The organism is Streptomyces ambofaciens ATCC 23877, assembly GCF_001267885.1.
Classification (GTDB): Bacteria; Actinomycetota; Actinomycetes; order Streptomycetales; family Streptomycetaceae; genus Streptomyces; species Streptomyces ambofaciens.
Window position 1 is genome coordinate 1,499,814 of record NZ_CP012382.1, and the last position, 15,350, is coordinate 1,515,163.

Annotated in this window: 12 protein-coding genes; 4 read left to right on the forward strand and 8 right to left on the reverse strand. The window is 74.5% G+C overall.

Going from position 1 to position 15,350, the window contains the following annotated elements; all coding sequences use genetic code 11:
* Nucleotides 1–75 precede the first annotated feature (75 nt).
* The 3 genes from SAM23877_RS06735 to SAM23877_RS06745 form a co-directional block, all read right to left on the reverse strand.
* Nucleotides 76–957 (reverse strand): hypothetical protein, encoded by an 882-nt coding sequence (locus SAM23877_RS06735; protein WP_053127887.1) that lies wholly within the window; start codon nucleotides 955–957, stop codon nucleotides 76–78.
* Nucleotides 958–1,273: 316 nt separating this feature from the next.
* Nucleotides 1,274–2,800 (reverse strand): hypothetical protein, encoded by a 1,527-nt coding sequence (locus SAM23877_RS06740; RefSeq protein WP_053127889.1) that lies wholly within the window; start codon nucleotides 2,798–2,800, stop codon nucleotides 1,274–1,276.
* A gap of 329 nt (nucleotides 2,801–3,129) precedes the next feature.
* A complete protein-coding gene (locus SAM23877_RS06745) occupies nucleotides 3,130–3,825 on the reverse strand; it encodes a GntR family transcriptional regulator (protein WP_053127891.1) in 696 nt (231 codons plus the stop codon).
* 129 nt (nucleotides 3,826–3,954) lie between these two features.
* Between SAM23877_RS06745 and SAM23877_RS06750 the strand changes: the two genes are divergently transcribed.
* A complete protein-coding gene (locus SAM23877_RS06750) occupies nucleotides 3,955–5,277 on the forward strand; it encodes an MFS transporter (protein ID WP_053127894.1) in 1,323 nt (440 codons plus the stop codon).
* The gene (locus SAM23877_RS06755; RefSeq protein WP_244902921.1) at nucleotides 5,274–6,272 is read left to right on the forward strand and encodes a putative hydro-lyase; all 999 of its coding nucleotides are present in this window, start codon (nucleotides 5,274–5,276) and stop codon (nucleotides 6,270–6,272) included. Before SAM23877_RS06750 ends, SAM23877_RS06755 begins: the two co-directional genes overlap by 4 nt.
* Before the next feature lie 156 nt (nucleotides 6,273–6,428).
* Here the strand turns inward: SAM23877_RS06755 and SAM23877_RS06760 are convergent, their stop codons facing one another.
* The 4 genes from SAM23877_RS06760 to SAM23877_RS06775 form a co-directional block, all read right to left on the reverse strand.
* On the reverse strand, nucleotides 6,429–7,586 hold the full coding sequence (locus SAM23877_RS06760; RefSeq protein WP_053127895.1) for a glycosyltransferase: 1,158 nt from the start codon (nucleotides 7,584–7,586) through the stop codon (nucleotides 6,429–6,431).
* Nucleotides 7,583–8,710 carry a glycosyltransferase family 4 protein gene (locus tag SAM23877_RS06765; RefSeq protein WP_053127897.1) on the reverse strand — a complete coding sequence of 376 codons (1,128 nt, stop codon included), beginning with the start codon at nucleotides 8,708–8,710 and terminating at the stop codon, nucleotides 7,583–7,585. The genes SAM23877_RS06760 and SAM23877_RS06765 overlap by 4 nt, the downstream gene beginning before the upstream one ends.
* Before the next feature lie 318 nt (nucleotides 8,711–9,028).
* Nucleotides 9,029–10,447: a hypothetical protein gene (locus SAM23877_RS06770; protein WP_053127899.1), complete on the reverse strand. Its 1,419-nt coding sequence runs from the start codon at nucleotides 10,445–10,447 to the stop codon at nucleotides 9,029–9,031.
* A gap of 334 nt (nucleotides 10,448–10,781) precedes the next feature.
* Nucleotides 10,782–11,174 carry an ankyrin repeat domain-containing protein gene (locus tag SAM23877_RS06775; protein WP_053127901.1) on the reverse strand — a complete coding sequence of 131 codons (393 nt, stop codon included), beginning with the start codon at nucleotides 11,172–11,174 and terminating at the stop codon, nucleotides 10,782–10,784.
* A gap of 320 nt (nucleotides 11,175–11,494) precedes the next feature.
* Here SAM23877_RS06775 and SAM23877_RS06780 point away from each other — a divergent pair, with 320 nt between their 5' ends.
* Nucleotides 11,495–11,689 carry a hypothetical protein gene (locus SAM23877_RS06780; protein ID WP_003977410.1) on the forward strand — a complete coding sequence of 65 codons (195 nt, stop codon included), beginning with the start codon at nucleotides 11,495–11,497 and terminating at the stop codon, nucleotides 11,687–11,689.
* A gap of 52 nt (nucleotides 11,690–11,741) precedes the next feature.
* Entirely contained in the window at nucleotides 11,742–13,661 is a 1,920-nt protein-coding gene (locus SAM23877_RS06785; RefSeq protein WP_053127904.1) for a hypothetical protein, read from the forward strand.
* Nucleotides 13,662–13,818: 157 nt separating this feature from the next.
* Here the strand turns inward: SAM23877_RS06785 and SAM23877_RS06790 are convergent, their stop codons facing one another.
* Nucleotides 13,819–15,321, reverse strand: a complete 1,503-nt coding sequence (locus SAM23877_RS06790; protein WP_053127905.1) for an SCO1417 family PLP biosynthesis transcription factor — start codon at nucleotides 15,319–15,321, stop codon at nucleotides 13,819–13,821.
* Nucleotides 15,322–15,350 lie beyond the last annotated feature (29 nt).

The following is a 15,350-nucleotide window of genomic DNA, read 5'->3' on the forward strand; positions in this document are numbered from 1 at the left end:
GTAAGTCTTCGGGTAATCAGGGGGGGAGGTGCAGGGGTGACGGAGGTGGTGTGCGGGGTCAGGTGGTACGCGGGGTCAGGTGGAGTGGAAGGGCAGCCCGGCGTCGGCCACCAGGTCCAGGTCGTCCGTCTCCTCGGCGGGCAGCAGTGTCGCGGTGCCGTCGGTCACCGGGACGACGCCCAGGTCCAGCAGCTCGGCCATGGCGGCGCTGCCCGCCATGTCACGCACCTGGAGCTGGTAGCGAGCCGTGGTGCGGTACGTGCCGCCGTTGTCGTCGCCGGTGCGCTGGAGGAAGCCGGACTCGGTGAGGAAGGCGGCTGCCTTGCCGACGATGCCGGTGGTGGAGCCGGGGAGCCTGCGCGCGTCCTTGGTGGCGCCGGTGGAGCTGCGTCTGGCCCAGATCCGCCAGGCGGCCTCCAGGCCCGGGGCGTCGGTGGCCGGGTCGGTGTTCTCGCCCTGCTCCTCGGCCCGCTCCTCCAGCCGTCGGCAGGCCTGGCGGACGAAGGCGTCCACGCCGTTGACCGTGACACGGCCGATGTAACCGTCATCGGCGAGGTCCTCGGGTCGCGGGTAGGCCATGGCCGCCACGGCGAGGTGGGCGAGTCCGTGCAGGAAGCGGTCGCCGGAGTCGGTGGCGGCACGACGCGCGTAGTCGCCCATCCGGACGGCGAACACCGAGTCCTCGGCGGCGGTCACGGCCATTCCCGCGCGCGGGGACACCTCCAGGACGATCAGCCCGAGTCCGGCGGCCACGGCGTCCGCGAGCCGCGCGAAGGGCGGGTCCTCGCGGTACCGGCGCAGCAGGTCGGCGTACTCCTGGTCGCGGGCGGGCAGCAGCTTGGGCTGGAGCCCGAAGGCGACGAGCCGCGCCGCGTCGGCGGCGTCGGCGGGCGTGACGGCAGCGGTGGCCGGCGCGGCACCCGCCTCCGGTTCGCTCCGGTCGACGTGCTCGGTCACGGTCGGTACTCCTTGCTGTGCTGTTGCTCGGGGGTGCGGCGGGGGGTGCCGCCGCTCTGCTGCCGGGGGGTGGGACCGGGCCGGCCCGTGGTGCCGGATGCGGGAGGCGCGGATTCGGGCGAACCGGACCTGTCGCGTGGGTGGGGCGCCGGTTCGGGCGAGCCGGTCAGGCGCCGGGGCGCAGGTGCGGGCCGGCCGGTCGTGCCGCGTACGGGGGGCGCGGGTTCGGGCGAGCAGGTCCTGCCGCCTCCGCGGTGTACGCGTTCGAACGAACCGAACCCGCCGCCTCCGCGGGGCACAGGTTCGCGAGGGCCGGTCATGCCGCCTCCGTGCGGTCCGCGGCCATGCCGGCCGCGTCCAGCAGGGCGGTGCCGACGATGAGGTCGGCGCCGCCGAACTCGGGGTCTTCCAGCTCGGTGCCGTCGTCCACGGCGAAGAGCAGCTTCGGCTCGCCCTGCCGATAGGCGGTGCCGACCGGCGGGCTGGCCGCGTGCACGGCGAGCAGCGCGACGAGGTACGGCAGGTCGGGGTCCTGGGCGCGGGCGTCGGCCAGCAGTCCGGAGAGCCGGCGCGGGGCGTCGTGCGGCAGGTCGAGCAGGGCCATGGCGGCGGCCAGCTGTTCCTCGCTGAAGCGGCTGTCGTCCGGCGTGGCGATCAGGTCGGGCTCCGGCATCTCGGCGCCGAGGTGCTCCCGCTCCACGGGCGGGGTCAGCAGTATGTCGACGAGGTCGCCGACCCGGACGGAGACGGGCGTGCGCAGACCGGTGCCTCGCGCGAAGAAGGCGTCGGTGACGCGCAGCGCCTGCTCCAGGGGCAACGGCAGGACGGGGGCGACGAGATGGCCGTACAGGTCGAGGCCCGAGGTCGTCAGGGGGGCGGCGAAGGCCTGCCGGTCCTGCTCCGCGCGGAAGAGCGGGCCGGCCTCCAGGAGCCGGGACTGGAGCTGGGTGTGGCGGCGGATGCAGTCCTTGACGATGTCGACGAGCTCGGCGGCGCGACGCTTCTGCTCGGCGTCCTCGGACTCGTCGCGGGCCTTGCGGATGTTGGTGAGGATGGCGTTCTCGTGCCGGTACCGGTCGGCGACGTGGTCCAGCGCCTCGGCGATCATGTCGGGGACGGCGCGCAGCCAGTCGACCGCGCGGACGTTGCGCCGAGTGGCGTCCAGGGCCTTGCGGAGGGTTTCCGAGTACTGCACGGTGCGGTACCGGGCCTGCTCGGCGGCGAGCTGGGCGTCGGCGAGGCGCCCGCGGCTGATCAGCACCTCCAGCTTGACCTCGGCGGCGATCTGCGCGCTGGTGACGTCGGTGTCCAGGGCGCCGACGAGGACGTTGACCGCTTCGTCGGTGGTCCGCAGGTAGACGGTGCCGCCGGGGCCGGGGACCTCTTCGAGCAGCTTGAAGTCGTAGTCGCGGCGCACATAGGTGCCGTCCGGTCCGAAGGTGCCGTACACCGCGCGGAAGCCGCGGTCGACGCTGCCCACGTTGATCAGGTTCTCCAGGACCCAGCGGGCCACCCGCTCGTGCTCGGCGGCGGGCCGCGCCGGGGCCTGGGCGGCGACGCGCGGGACCAGCCGGGCCACTATCTGGTCGTGGTCGGCACCGGTGTCGAAGTCCATGTTGAGCGTGACGAGGTCGATGGCGGAGAGGGCGACCTCCGCCATCCCGTAGACCGAGTACTCACCGGCGAGATTGGCCTTGCGTGCGTCGAGGTCGTGCAGCGGCGCCGTGCAGGCGAGCGCGCGCAGCCGCCGCGCCAGTCCCTCGTCGGCGGCCGGGCCCGGCGCGGGGCGCGGCCCCGCGCTGAGCTGGGGCGGAACGCTGTCCGTCGATGCAGGCGAAGTCACGGTGCACAGACTAGGTCCTCGGTCCGACAACGACCCAAACGACGCAGATGCGCCCCGACGCGACAGGGACGGCGAGCGCCCGCCGGGGCCCGCCCCGGCAGGCGGCGCACCGACCCACGCCGCCCGGGCACGCGGCACTCCGACCCGCGACACCCCTCCACGCGAAGCCCCAACACGCGGCGCCCCGAACCACCACGCCCCAGCACGCGGTACCCCGGCACGCGTGGCCCCGGCCCGCCCCGCGGGAGCACTCGGGGCCGCGCCCCTCGCTCCCCCTCCGTGCGGTCCCGGAACTGGTCCCGGAACCCCAGCGCGGCGGCGCCCCGGTCCTACCCCTCGTCGCCGACCCGGCGCAGGTAGACCTCGACGACCCGCTCGAGCGAGTTGTCGAGGTAGACCGCGAGCAGCCGCTCCGCCGTCTCCCGCTCGCCGGTATCCAGGGCCGCGAGGATCTCCGCGTTCCGCGCGATGTAGGGCTCGTGCAGGCGCCGCGGGTCGTCCACGACGTGGAAGGCGAGGCGCAGTTCGGCGAAGACGCTGCGCATCAGCTCGTCCGTGCGTTCGCTGCCGGCGAGGGCGACCAGTTCCCGGTGGAAGTGGATGTTGGCCGTACCCACCCCTTTCCAGTCACCTTCGCGAGCCGAGCGCCGCCCCTCCTCGACGGCCTCGGCGAGCCCGCCGAGGCCGTACGGCGGATCTCCGAGGCCGCGGACCACGGCGCACTCGACGAGGGAGCGGGTGCGGTAGATGTCCTCGACGTCCTCGACGGTCAGGACCCGGACGAAGACGCCCCGGTTCAGCTCGTGGACGAGGAGTCGTTCATGGGTGAGCAGCCGGAACGACTCCCGCAGCGTGTTGCGGGAGACCCCGAGCGCGCCGCCGATGCTGTCCTCCGACAACCGGGTCCCGGGTGGGAAGTAGCCCTCGGCGATCCGGCTCCTGAGGATGTCCGAGACCCGCTCGGCGGTGCTGGTCCGCCCGAGGAGCGCACGGTCGTCGGCCAGTCCCGTCAACTGCTCTGCCATGCCCGGAATTCAACCGCAGATGTCAGAACGAAACAACAGGGGTATTGAGGGATCGTTGAACGATCCCCTACCGTGCCTCCAAGTGCCCACTCGACCAGCACCCTCCGTCCTCCCCCTGCGAGGTGCACCATGAGCACACCCCCTCCACCGCGGGCCCTGCCCGCCGCAGCCCCACCTGCCGGCACGGCCGAACAGCCCTCGGACGACGGCCCGTTCGGCTGGCTGCGCGCTCTCGGTCCGCGCGGCCGCCGTGCCTTCGGCGGTGCGTTCGGCGGCTACGCCCTCGATTCGTACGACTACTTCACCCTGCCGCTGACCATGGTCGCGCTGGCCGCGTACTTCGGCCTGGACAGCGGGCAGACCGGGCTTCTCACCACGGTCACCCTGGTCGTCTCGGCGGTCGGCGGCGCCCTGGCGGGTGTCCTGGCGGACCGCATCGGCAGGGTCAAGGCGCTGCTGCTCACCGTCATCACCTACGCCGTGTTCACGGTGGCCTGCGGATTCGCGCCCAACTACGAGACCCTGCTGGTCTTCCGTGCGCTTCAGGGGCTCGGCTTCGGCGGCGAGTGGGCGGTCGGCGCGATCCTGGTCGCCGAGTACGCGAGCGCCAAGCACCGGGGGCGCACGCTGGGGGCGATCCAGAGCTCCTGGGCGGTGGGCTGGGCCCTCGCCGTGGTCGTCTACACGCTGGTGTTCTCACTGGTCGGCGACGACCTGGCCTGGCGTGTCATGTTCTGGACGGGCGCGCTGCCCGCGCTGCTCGTGGTCTGGGTGCGGCGCAGCGTCCACGACGCGCCGCGGGCCGCCGAGGTCCGCGCGAAGGGCGCCGGGAAGGGCTCGTTCGCGGCGATCTTCTCGCCGGGCTCGGCCGGCACGCCGGGCCTGCTGCGGGTCACGCTCTTCGCGAGCCTGCTCTCCACCGGTGTCCAGGGGGGTTACTACACGCTCGCCACCTGGGTGCCGACGTATCTGAAGGACGAGCGCGGCCTGTCGGTCGTGGGCACGGGCGGCTACCTGACGTTCCTGATCTCGGGCGCCTTCATCGGCTACCTGACCGGCGGCTACCTCACCGACCTCCTCGGCCGCAAGCGCAACATCTGGCTCTTCGCGCTGCTGTCGGCGGTCTGCATCCTGGCGTACGCGAACATCCCCAGCGGCGCCGACACCCTGCTCCTGGTGCTCGGTTTCCCGCTCGGTTTCTGCATGTCGGCGATCTTCAGCGGCTTCGGTTCGTACCTGAGCGAGCTGTACCCGACGGCCGTTCGGGGCGCCGGTCAGGGGTTCACGTACAACACCGGACGCGCCGTGGGGGCCGTCTTCCCGACCACGGTCGGCTTCCTGGCCGACAGCTGGGGTGTGGGCGGCGCGCTGGTCTTCGGCGCCATCGGTTACGGCATCGCGGCACTGGCGCTGCTGGGGCTGCCCGAGACGCGCGGAAGGGAACTGACGTGAAGCACTCACGCGACATGACCGCAGGCCTCCCGGCCGAAGACCGACCGGCCGCGGGCGTCCCGGCCGAAGACCGACCGACCGCGGGCGTCCCGGCCCCGGACCGGCCGACCGAGGACCGGCCCACCGAGAACCCGCCGCCCGAGAATCGGCCCGCCGAGCACCGATCCGCCGCGGACGGGTCGTCCGGGGACCGCGCGATCGTCCTCGTCGACGAGCACGCGCACGCGTGGAGCCCGAGAACGGCCCGCTCGCGCCTCCGCGAGGGGCTGTCCGGGCCCACGGCGGGCGTAGCGGCCGGGCACACCCAGGCCAACCTGATCTCGGTGCCCGCCGACTGGGCGTACGACATGCTGCTCTTCTGCACCCGCAACCCGAAGCCGTGCCCGGTGCTCGACGTCACGGACGCGGGATCCTGGACCACCGCGCTGGCCGACGGCGCCGATCTGCGCACCGATCTGCCGCGCTACCGGGTGTGGCGGGACGGTGAGGTGGTGGACGAGCCGACGGACGTCCGCGCCCACTGGCGGGGCGACCTGGTGTCGTTCCTGATCGGCTGCAGCTTCACCTTCGAGTGGGCGCTGACCGCGGCCGGCGTCCCCGTCCGCCACGTCGAGCAGGGCCGCAACGTCCCGATGTACGTCACCAGCGGGCAGTGCCGTCCGGCCGGGCGACTGCACGGGCCGATGGTCGTGTCCATGCGCCCGGTGCCTCCCGAGCACCTGTCCGCCGCGATCCGCGAGACCGGTCTGCTCCCCGCCGTGCACGGCAGTCCGGTGCACTGCGGGGACCCGTCGGCGCTCGGTATCCGCGATCTGGGCCGGCCGGACTTCGGCGACCCGGTGGACGCCGAGCCGGGCGACATCCCGGTCTTCTGGGCCTGCGGCGTGACCCCGCAGGCCGCGGTCATGGCCTCTCGGCCACCTTTCGCGATCACCCACGCGCCGGGGCAGATGTTCCTCACCGACGCCCGGGACGAGCAGTACCGCGTGCTGTGAGAGCGGCACCCCGAGGCCCGGGACCACGGTGGGGGCCGCTCGCCGTACGACGCCTCCCGCGCCGCGTACCGCGGACCCCCGCCGTGCCATGGCCCCGCCCGGAGGCTCCGCCGCGCGGCAGGCCCGCCGGCCCGGTGGGAGCGGGGAGGCCGTGTCTCACGGCACGGCCTCCGGCAGTACGGGAGACGCGGGGGCCGTCGCCTCGTGCGCGGCCAGGAACGCCTCGACCGCCGCGTCCCAGCCGAAGCACTCGGCACGCGCGCGTGCGGCCTGCCGCCGGTCCGCCTCCCGGCGTCCGAGGAGCAGCTCCACGGCGTCCGCGAAGGCCTCCCCCCGGTCGGCGGCGACGGCACCGGCGGAGCCGATCACCTCCGGCAGCGCCGAAGACGCGCTGGCCACCACGGGCGTGCCGCACGCCATCGCCTCCAGCGCGGCCAGTCCGAAGGTCTCGGCCGGCCCGGGGGCCAGGCAGACGTCGGCGGACGCCTGGAGCACGCCGAGGAGCCGCCGGTCGGCGACGTGTCCGAGGAAGGTCACGGGCAGCCCTCGTTCCCGCGCCCGCTGTTCGAGCCGCGGACGCAGCGGTCCGTCTCCGGCGACCACCAGCACCGCCCGCGCTCCGCGCCGCCGGAGCGCCGCCAGCGTGTCGAGGGCCGTGCCGGGGCGCTTCTCCACGGACAGCCGCGAACACATCAGGAGCAGGGTCTCGTCTCCCCCGGCGTGCCGGGCGCGCAGCCCCGGGTCGCGCAGTGCCGGATGCCGCCCGGCCAGGTCGACGCCCAAGGGAGCGCGTACGACGTTGCGGGCCCCGATACGGACGAACTCCCCCTCGGCGAACTCCGTCGTGCACACCACGCGCGCGTAGGTGTGCGCCGTACGGGTGTTGAGGGCGTCGGCGGTGCGCCGGGCGGTGCGCTCGGGCAGGCCCCAGGTGCGCAGCACGCCGTCGGCGGTCTCGTGGGACACCATCACGGCGGGGACCCGGGCCCGCCGGGCCCACTTGCCGGTCCACCGCAGGGTGGTGCGGTCGGACACCTCCAGGCGGTCGGGGGCCAGCTCCTCCAGGAGCGCGGCCACGCGCCGCCTGTCGGTCAGGACGCGGTAGCCGCCGGTGCCCGGCAGCAGCGGTCCGGGGAGGGTGATCACCCGGCCCTGCTCGGTCTCCCGGTCGTCGGCGTGCTCGCCGGGGACGATCAGGACGGGGTCGTGTCCGGCCGCCCGGAAGCCCTTGCCCAGCTCGCGCAGCGCGGTGCGCAGGCCTCCGGACGCGGGGGCGACGAAGTTGGCGAGGCGGACGATCCGCAGGGCGCTCATGCCGCCAGCACCGCCTTCCGCGAGGCGAGCACGTCCGAGTAGTGCCCGATCAGCCGGTCGCCGACGGCCGCCCAGGTGCGCCCCTCGACGGCGGCCCGCCCGGCGGCCCCGTACGCGGCCCGGAGCACGGGGTCGGCGGACAGCGACCACACCGCGTCCCGCACGGCGGCGGCGTCGCGCGGCGGTACCAGCAGACCGGTGCGCCCGGGGGCGACGAGGTCCAGGGGGCCGCCGGCGGCGGGCGCGACGACGGGCACGCCGCTGGCCATGGCCTCCTGCACGGTCTGGCAGAACGTCTCGAAGGGGCCGGTGTGCGCGAAGACGTCCAGCGAGGCGAAGATCCGGGCGAGGTCGTCGCCGGTACGGCGGCCGAGGAAGACCGCGCCCGGCAGCGCCTGCTCCAGGCCCGGGCGGCTCGGCCCGTCGCCGACGACCACGACGCGCACTCCGTCCAGGCCGCAGACGCCGGACAGCAGCTCCACGTGCTTCTCGGGGGCGAGCCGCCCGATGTAACCGACGATCAGTTCGCGCTTCGGGGCGAGTTCGCGGCGCAGTTCCTCGTCGCGCCGGTCGGGCCGGAACCGGACGGTGTCCACCCCGCGGGGCCACAGCGCGACCCGGGGTACGCCGTGCGCCCGGAGGTCGCGCAGGGCCGCGCCGGACGGGGCGAGGGTGAGGTCGGCGGCGGAGTGCACGGAGCGGATGCGCCGCCAGGCCGCCGTCTCCCCCGCACCCATGTACGTACGGGCGTATCCGGCGAGGTCGGTCTGGTAGACGGCCACGGCGGGCACGCCGAGCCGGGCGGCGGCGGCCATGCCCCGGACGCCGAGGACGAAGGGGCCGGCGAGGTGGACGAGGTCGGCGCGGTGCTCGGCGATCGCGGCGGCCACGCGGCGGCTGGGGAGGGCGACGCGGACCTGGGGGTAGCCGGGGAGCGGGAGGGAGGGGATCCGGACGAGGGGGCACGGGGCGGAGGCGTCCGGGGCGTTGCCGGGGGCGGTGGCCGGGGCGACGACGACGCAGTCGTGACCGCGGCCGACGAGGTGCCGGGCGGTCTGGAGCGCGCAGTGGGCCACGCCGTTCACATCGGGGGGAAAGGATTCGGTCACGATGACGACACGCATACCGGTGTTGTCGCCGGACGGGACGTGCTCGCGTCAACGTCGATCTTTCCGGGCGGGGAACGTCCTGTGAGCGTTGCCCTGCCCACCCGAGCGGGTCGGACCGCGGCCATGCCCGTCGAACCCGCGGGCCATCCGTCGTTCACCCGGCGGGGGCGCCGTCGCCCTGCGCCGGAGGGCGGCGCCGGGGCGGGAACCCCCTGCCCGCACCGCCTCGCCCGGGGCGGGAATCCCCTGCCCACAGTGCCCCGCCCGGGTCCGTCATCCGGCCCGAGGCCGCAGACCGCCCGTGGCGACCCGTGCCGCGCGCCGCTCCCGTCGTCACACGGCGGGGGCGTCCGGGCCGAAGCGGCTGCGTACGGCCGTCTGGACCTCGTCCTCCTCGGCCGGATCGGCGGCCAGCCTGCGCAGCCGTTCGACGACCCGGTTGTCGCCGGTCTCGGCGTGGCGGGCGGCGAGTTCGCGGGTGGTCTCCTCGCAGTCCCACAGGCACTCGATGGCGAACCCGGCGGCGAAGGACGGGTCGGTGGCGGCCAGCGCGCGGGCGGCCCGGCCCCGCAGGTGGGAGGAGGCGGTCTCACGGTAGATGTGACGCAGGACGGGTGCGGCGCAGGCGATGCCGAGCCGTCCGGTGCCGTCGACGAGGGTCCACAGCGTCTGAGCGTCGGGTCCCTCGCCGCGCACCGCCTCCCGCAGGGCGGCGAGGACCAGGTCGCGGTCCCGCGCACCGCCCCGGCAGGCGAGGACGCGCCCGGCGGCGGCGCCCAGCGCGTCGGGCCGGTGCACCCAGCGGCGCGCCGTGCCGACGGCGGCGAGGCTGCGCATCCGCTCGAAGGCGGCGACGGCGGCCTCCACGACCGGGGCCGAGCCGGTGGCCACGGCACCCTCGATCAGGTCGAGGGCGTCCGAGTCGTTGCCGTCGGCGAGATAGCGCAGGGCGGTGCAGCGGGCTCCCTCGTCGCCGGACCGCGCGGCCTCGACGATCTCGGGCCGGTCCTCGGGGCCGGCGACCGCCGTGAGGCACCGGGCGGCCGGCACGTGGAGCGCGGCGCCGCGCTCGACGCCCTGGTCGGCCCACTCGAACACGGCGCGCACACTCCAGCCCGGACGCGGTCCGGTGGGGCTCATCTGACGCTGCCAGCGGTCGAAACACCCCGTCTCCTGGGCGGCCCGCACCCGCGAGGCGATCGACTCGCGGGGATCGTCGGCCCAAAGACGCCAGGGGCGGGGCTCGAAGGCGTCGCGTACGGCGACGGCCAGTTCGGCGTCGCCCTCGGGATCGCGCGGGAAGCGCGCCAGGACGGGCGCGGCGAGGGCGCGCAGACCGGCGTCGTCGTCGCGCAGGGCCAGCTCGTCCAGGGCCCACGCCCAGTTGACGCCGTGGGCGGCGTACCTGCGCAGCAGCTCGAGCGCGTCGAGTCTGCCGTAGGACGCGAGGTGGCCGAGGACCGCGAGGGCCAGCCCGGTGCGCGACTCGTCGGAGTCGAGGACGTCCTCGGGGTCGAAGAGGTGGGCCTCGATCGCGTCCAGCTCGCCGTTGAGATCGAGGTAGAGCCGGGCGTAGTAGAGGGAGCGGTTCTCGACCTGCCAGTCGTGGCGGGGGTCGTGGAGCACACAGTGGTTCAGTGCCGCGAGCGCCTCGGCCCGCGGAGCGGTGAGCGCGTGCAGCGTGCCGTCGCCGCGACCCCGCTGAAGCAGGCCGAGCAGCGTACCGCTGGGCGCTATGACCGGATCGAACATGGGAAACAGCCTCACATCAAGCGTCGACGCAACCGGGGACCACGCGTTACCTGGCCGTGCGCCAACACGTCGGAGCGCCCACCGTCTCTTGCTTGCTGAAGACCATGTTCCTCTGCCTCTCGTCGATGGCCCGTGCGGGCCGTGTCACGGCCCACGCGGTGCGGCAACACCTGCCCGGCCATCGCGTCCGTGAACCACGTCGTCATGATGACCCGGCGGTCACATCTGCCGCGACCGAAATTTCGGCGGCCCTGTACCGCCTCCCCCGTTGTTCGTGTTTTCCCTGGTCGGATTGGGTGGAGCCGATCCGGAGCGGTACCGGCCCGGCGCCCGGTCACTCGACGCCGAACAGCTCCAGCAGCTCCGTGCGGGCGAACATCCGCGCCGTGTCGACGGCCGACGGGGTACCCGCGGCCGGGTCCGCGCCGGCCTCCAGAAGCGCCCTGGTCACTTCCGTCTCGCCCTTGAAGGCGGCCCCGGCGAGCGGCGTCTGTCCGCGGTCGTTGACGCGGTCGGCCTCGGCGCCGCGCGCCAGCAGCGCACGCACCGCGTCGGCGTGGCCGTGGTAGGCGGCGAGCATGACGAGGGAGTCCCCGCGGTCGTTGGTGAGGTTGGCCGGCACACCGGCGTCGACGTACGCCACCAGTTCCTCGGTCCGCCCCTGCCGGGCCAGATCGAAGATCTTGGTCGCCAGCTCCACGACCTCGGGGTCGGGGGCTTCGCTCATCGGCCGGACCACCTCTCACTACGAACGCTTCACGACGTGAACGTTGGGGACTGCGCGTGCGTACGGCCGCGAGCGGCGCGGCCGTACGAGTGAATCGCCAGGGTAGCGGCTCGCGCCGCGCCTCAGCCGACGTGCCCGAGGTAAAGATCAGCACGGACCCGGCAGGGCGCAACCGCCCTGCTCAACCGGCCGAGAGGAGCACTACGCCACCCGGGGCAAATTCGCCGAATTTCCCCCATTTGCACCTTTAATCGTATGGATACATGCTGTGATCCTGGAAGTACTCATGGTGACTGTCCCCGCGAACCAGGAGAACTCACATGATCCTCTCGATCTCAGGCGTGGTCCTGCTCGGCATCGTCGTCTTCATCTTCTTCCGCAAGGACGGCCTCAAGGCCTCGCACGCGCTCGTCGCGGTCCTCTTCGGGTTCTATCTCGCGAGCACCGCCATCGCCCCGAGCATCAAGGCGGGCGGCGAGAGCCTGGCGGGCCTCCTCGGCGGAATCAAGTTCTGACGGCCCGCACCACCGCCCGACATCCGCACGTACGCACCTCCAGGAGGCAGCAGTGGCCCGGCGGCCCCTCCCCCGCATTCTGAGCAACGGCGGCGCACAGCTCGCCCGGAGCCGGGAGCTGGCCCGGACGGCGGCCGACAGCGCCACCGACGTCCTCCAGCCACTGATCACGATCGCCCGCGGTCTGCGCCGCCTGGCCGCGGCCGCGCGGCGCAGATGGTCCGAGACCCCCAAGGACCGGCGCGGCGCGCTGCTGTTCCTGGCGGCCTCGGTGGTCCTGGTCGTGGCACTCGTGCCGTACGGTCCGCTGCTCGCCGCCATCAGCCTGATGGCGGCAGCCGCCTGGCAGGGCCGGGACCGCACGCCGTCGGAGCCGGAAGGCCCCGACGACTCCCAGACCAAGCGCCTGCAGTCCCTCTACGAGGCCCTGGTCCCCTACTTCTCCCTCGCCGAGGACCCCGACCCCCTCTACGCCCACGGTGGCGACTGGGAGAAGGCCTTCCCGGCGTACGAGTTCGACGACGACGGCCGTTTCGCCCATCTGGTGATCCGCTACCCGGCGTACTTCACCGACGGGGAGGCCGAGTCCCGGGCCCGCATCGAGCACCTGCTCGCCGCCAAGGCCGGCCGGGGGCGCGAGTACCACTTCGCGTGGGACGAGGAGGCCAACCACCTCTGCGTCGACGTACTCACCGCGCTGCCCACCGACATCGCCGCCCAGCGGTTCGTGACGGCGCCCGGCGAGACCGTCCTCGGCTTCACCGACCCGACCCGGGTACAGCGCACGCTCCCGCTCACCCACGGCGAGGAGCGACGGGACGTACCGCCGGTCGTCTGGCGCACCGGCATCCGTTCGACCGAACCCCACCTGCTCGTTCTGGGGCAGCCCGGAACAGGCACCTCCACCCTGCTCCGCTCGGTCGCGCTGCAGGCGGTGCACCACGGCGACCTGCTGATCGTCGACGGCGGCGGCACCGGCGAGTACGCCTGCCTGGTCGGCCGGGACGGCGTGCTCGCCGTCGAGTGCGGCCTCACCGGGGCGCTGACCAGCCTCGAGTGGGCCGCGGCCGAGACGGAACGGCGACTGATCGCCGTCAACCGGGCTCGCCAGGAGGGCCGACCGGCGCCCGACGACACCCGGCGCCCCCTGTGGATCTTCCTCGACCGGCCGAGCGCCTTCGCGCACCTCGCCTCCACGGACGGCCGCAGGGACCCGCAGTCCCTGCTCCAGGTCCCGCTGCGGCACGGCCGCGCCGCGAACGTGACGGTGGTCGTCGCCGACCAGCTGGACGCCCTGTCCGACCTCGGCGACGCCGTACGGCAGCACACACGCGCGCGGGTCGTCCTCGGCCCGGCCACGGCCGAGGAGCTCGCGACCGTGCTGGGCGCGCCCCCGCACACCACTCCCGTCCCACAGGTTCCGCCCGGTCGCGGCTACGCCCGCCTGGGCACCGGTCCGGTGCACCGCCTCCAGGTCCCGGCCACCCCCGACCCCTACGACGACGCGACCAGCGACGCGCACCGGCAGGCCGTCCTCGACCTGCTCCCGCCGCGCACGACCCCCGCGGACGGCGAACAGGCTCCGGTGCCCGCGGAGGCTCCGGTGGGGACCGCCACCACGGAGCAGGGCGACACGGCCGGGAAGCGCGACCCCGCCGGGGAGACCGCCACCGCCGACAAGGCCGTCCGCACCGTCAAGACCGTGGTCACCGACAAGACCGTGGCCGCCGACAGGACCGTGGCCGCCGACGGGAGCGCCGCCACCGGCCCGAGGGAACCGGGCACCCCGGCGGAGCCCGCGTCCGAGCCGGAGGAGCCCGGCGACCCTGGGAAGCCCGTGGCGGACGTCCAGCCGGCACCGGTCGTACTGGAAGCTGCGGCCGTGGCGCAGGCCCCCTCGGAGGCGGCGACCGTCGGTCCGGTTCGCACGGAGAAGGTCCCGGCCGAAGCGGTCGCGGCGGAGACCTCCTGACCCACGCGCCGCACCGGAGACACCCGGCGACCCGTCACCGACCGGCACCGCGGACGCCTTGACCGCCGCGCCGGATGCCCTCCGGCGCGGCACGCCGGTGCGGTCCCGCCGCACCGGTCGGCGCCCCGGCCCCGCCGCCGGGGCCCCGGTGTCCCCGCTACGCCACGAACGTCCGCGGCGCCTCGCCACCGCCGCCGACGCCGCCGTTCTCCACCAGCCGGGCCGCCGCGGCCAGACGGGCCGCGGCCTCCTCGGCCACCGCGCCGCCGACGGTGAACGGCAGCCGGACATAGCCCTCGAAGGCCCCGTCGACCCCGAACCGCGGCCCCGAGGGGACCCGGACCCCCACCCGCTCCCCCGCCTCGGCGAGCCGGGAGCCCGAGAGGCCCCCGGTGCGCACCCACAGGGTGAGCCCACCGCGCGGCACCTCGAACTCCCAGTCGGGCAGCTCCCGACGCACCGCGTCCACCAGCTCGTCCCGGTTCTGCCGGGCCTGTGCGCGGCGCACCGCCACGGCCTGCTCCCAGCCCCCGGTGCTGAACAGCCAGTTCACCGCCAGCTGCTCCAGTACGGGCGTGCCCAGGTCCGCGTACGCGCGCGCGGCGACCAGGCTGCGGATCACGTCGGGCGCGGCGCGCACCCAGCCGATGCGCATCCCGGCCCAGAACGCCTTGCTGGCGGAGCCGACGGTGACGACCGTGGAACCGGCCGGGTCGAAGGCGCACACCGGGCGCGGCATCTCGACCTCGTCGTCGAGCCACAGTTCGCTCATCGTCTCATCGGCCACGAGCACCGTCCCCGCCGAGCGGGCCGCGTCCACCAGACGCCGCCGCTGGTCGTCGTCGGCGAGCGCGCCGGTGGGGTTGTGGAAGTCGGCGACCACGTACGCGATGCGGGGGGCGGCGTCGCGCAGCACCTGGCGCCAGCGGTCCACGTCCCAGCCAGTGAGCCCCTCGGCCATCGCGACGGGGACGAGCCGGGCCCCTGCCTCACGCATCAGCTGGAGGATGTTGGCGTACGACGGCGACTCCACGGCGATGCGCTCGCCGCGCCCCCCGAACAGGTGACAGATGGCGTCGATCGCGCCCATCGCCCCCGTGGTCACCATGATCTGCTCGGGCATGGTCGGGATGCCACGCGCGCTGTAGCGCTCGGCGATCATCGAGCGCAGCGCGGGCAGTCCCGCCGGATAGTCGCCGTGGGTGTGCGCGTAAGGGGGGAGCTCCTCCAGAGCGCCCTGCACCGCCCGGGTCAGCCAGGGTTCGGGCGCGGGCAGCGCCGCGCAGCCGAGGTCGATCACCGAACCGAGGGCCTCCGGGGGCAGGGGTTCCAGCCCGCGCGCGGGCAAGGGATTGCCGGCCGGTACCGCGGTCCAGCTCCCCGCGCCGCGCCGGGACTCCAGGAAGCCCTCGGCACGCAGGGCCTCGTACGCGGCGGCGACGGTGGTGCGGCTGACGGTCAGGGCGAGGGCCAGCTCGCGTTCGGCGGGCAGCCGGGCGGCGACGGGGACCCGCCCTTCGAGCACGAGCAGCCGGATGCCGTCGGCGAGCGCGCGGTAGGCGGGCGGGCGGCGGGTGCCGGGCCCGGCCGGGCGGTCCTGCTGGGAGCCGAGCAGCCGGGCCAGCTGGCCCGCCCCCACGGCAGAAGTCCACTGCGCCATGGAAATCAGTCCACCTTCCCCGAATTGGC

Excerpts from the sequence above, each read along its gene's own strand:
- SAM23877_RS06760 (WP_053127895.1), bottom strand. The coding sequence starts at position 7,586 with ATGAGCGCCCTGCGGATCGTCCGCCTCGCCAACTTCGTCGCCCCCGCG.
- SAM23877_RS06750 (WP_053127894.1), top strand. The coding sequence starts at position 3,955 with ATGAGCACACCCCCTCCACCGCGGGCCCTGCCCGCCGCAGCCCCACCT.
- SAM23877_RS06770 (WP_053127899.1), bottom strand. The coding sequence starts at position 10,447 with ATGTTCGATCCGGTCATAGCGCCCAGCGGTACGCTGCTCGGCCTGCTT.
- SAM23877_RS06790 (WP_053127905.1), bottom strand. The coding sequence starts at position 15,321 with ATGGCGCAGTGGACTTCTGCCGTGGGGGCGGGCCAGCTGGCCCGGCTG.
- SAM23877_RS06775 (WP_053127901.1), bottom strand. The coding sequence starts at position 11,174 with ATGAGCGAAGCCCCCGACCCCGAGGTCGTGGAGCTGGCGACCAAGATC.
- SAM23877_RS06745 (WP_053127891.1), bottom strand. The coding sequence starts at position 3,825 with ATGGCAGAGCAGTTGACGGGACTGGCCGACGACCGTGCGCTCCTCGGG.
- SAM23877_RS06765 (WP_053127897.1), bottom strand. The coding sequence starts at position 8,710 with ATGCGTGTCGTCATCGTGACCGAATCCTTTCCCCCCGATGTGAACGGC.
- SAM23877_RS06780 (WP_003977410.1), top strand. The coding sequence starts at position 11,495 with ATGATCCTCTCGATCTCAGGCGTGGTCCTGCTCGGCATCGTCGTCTTC.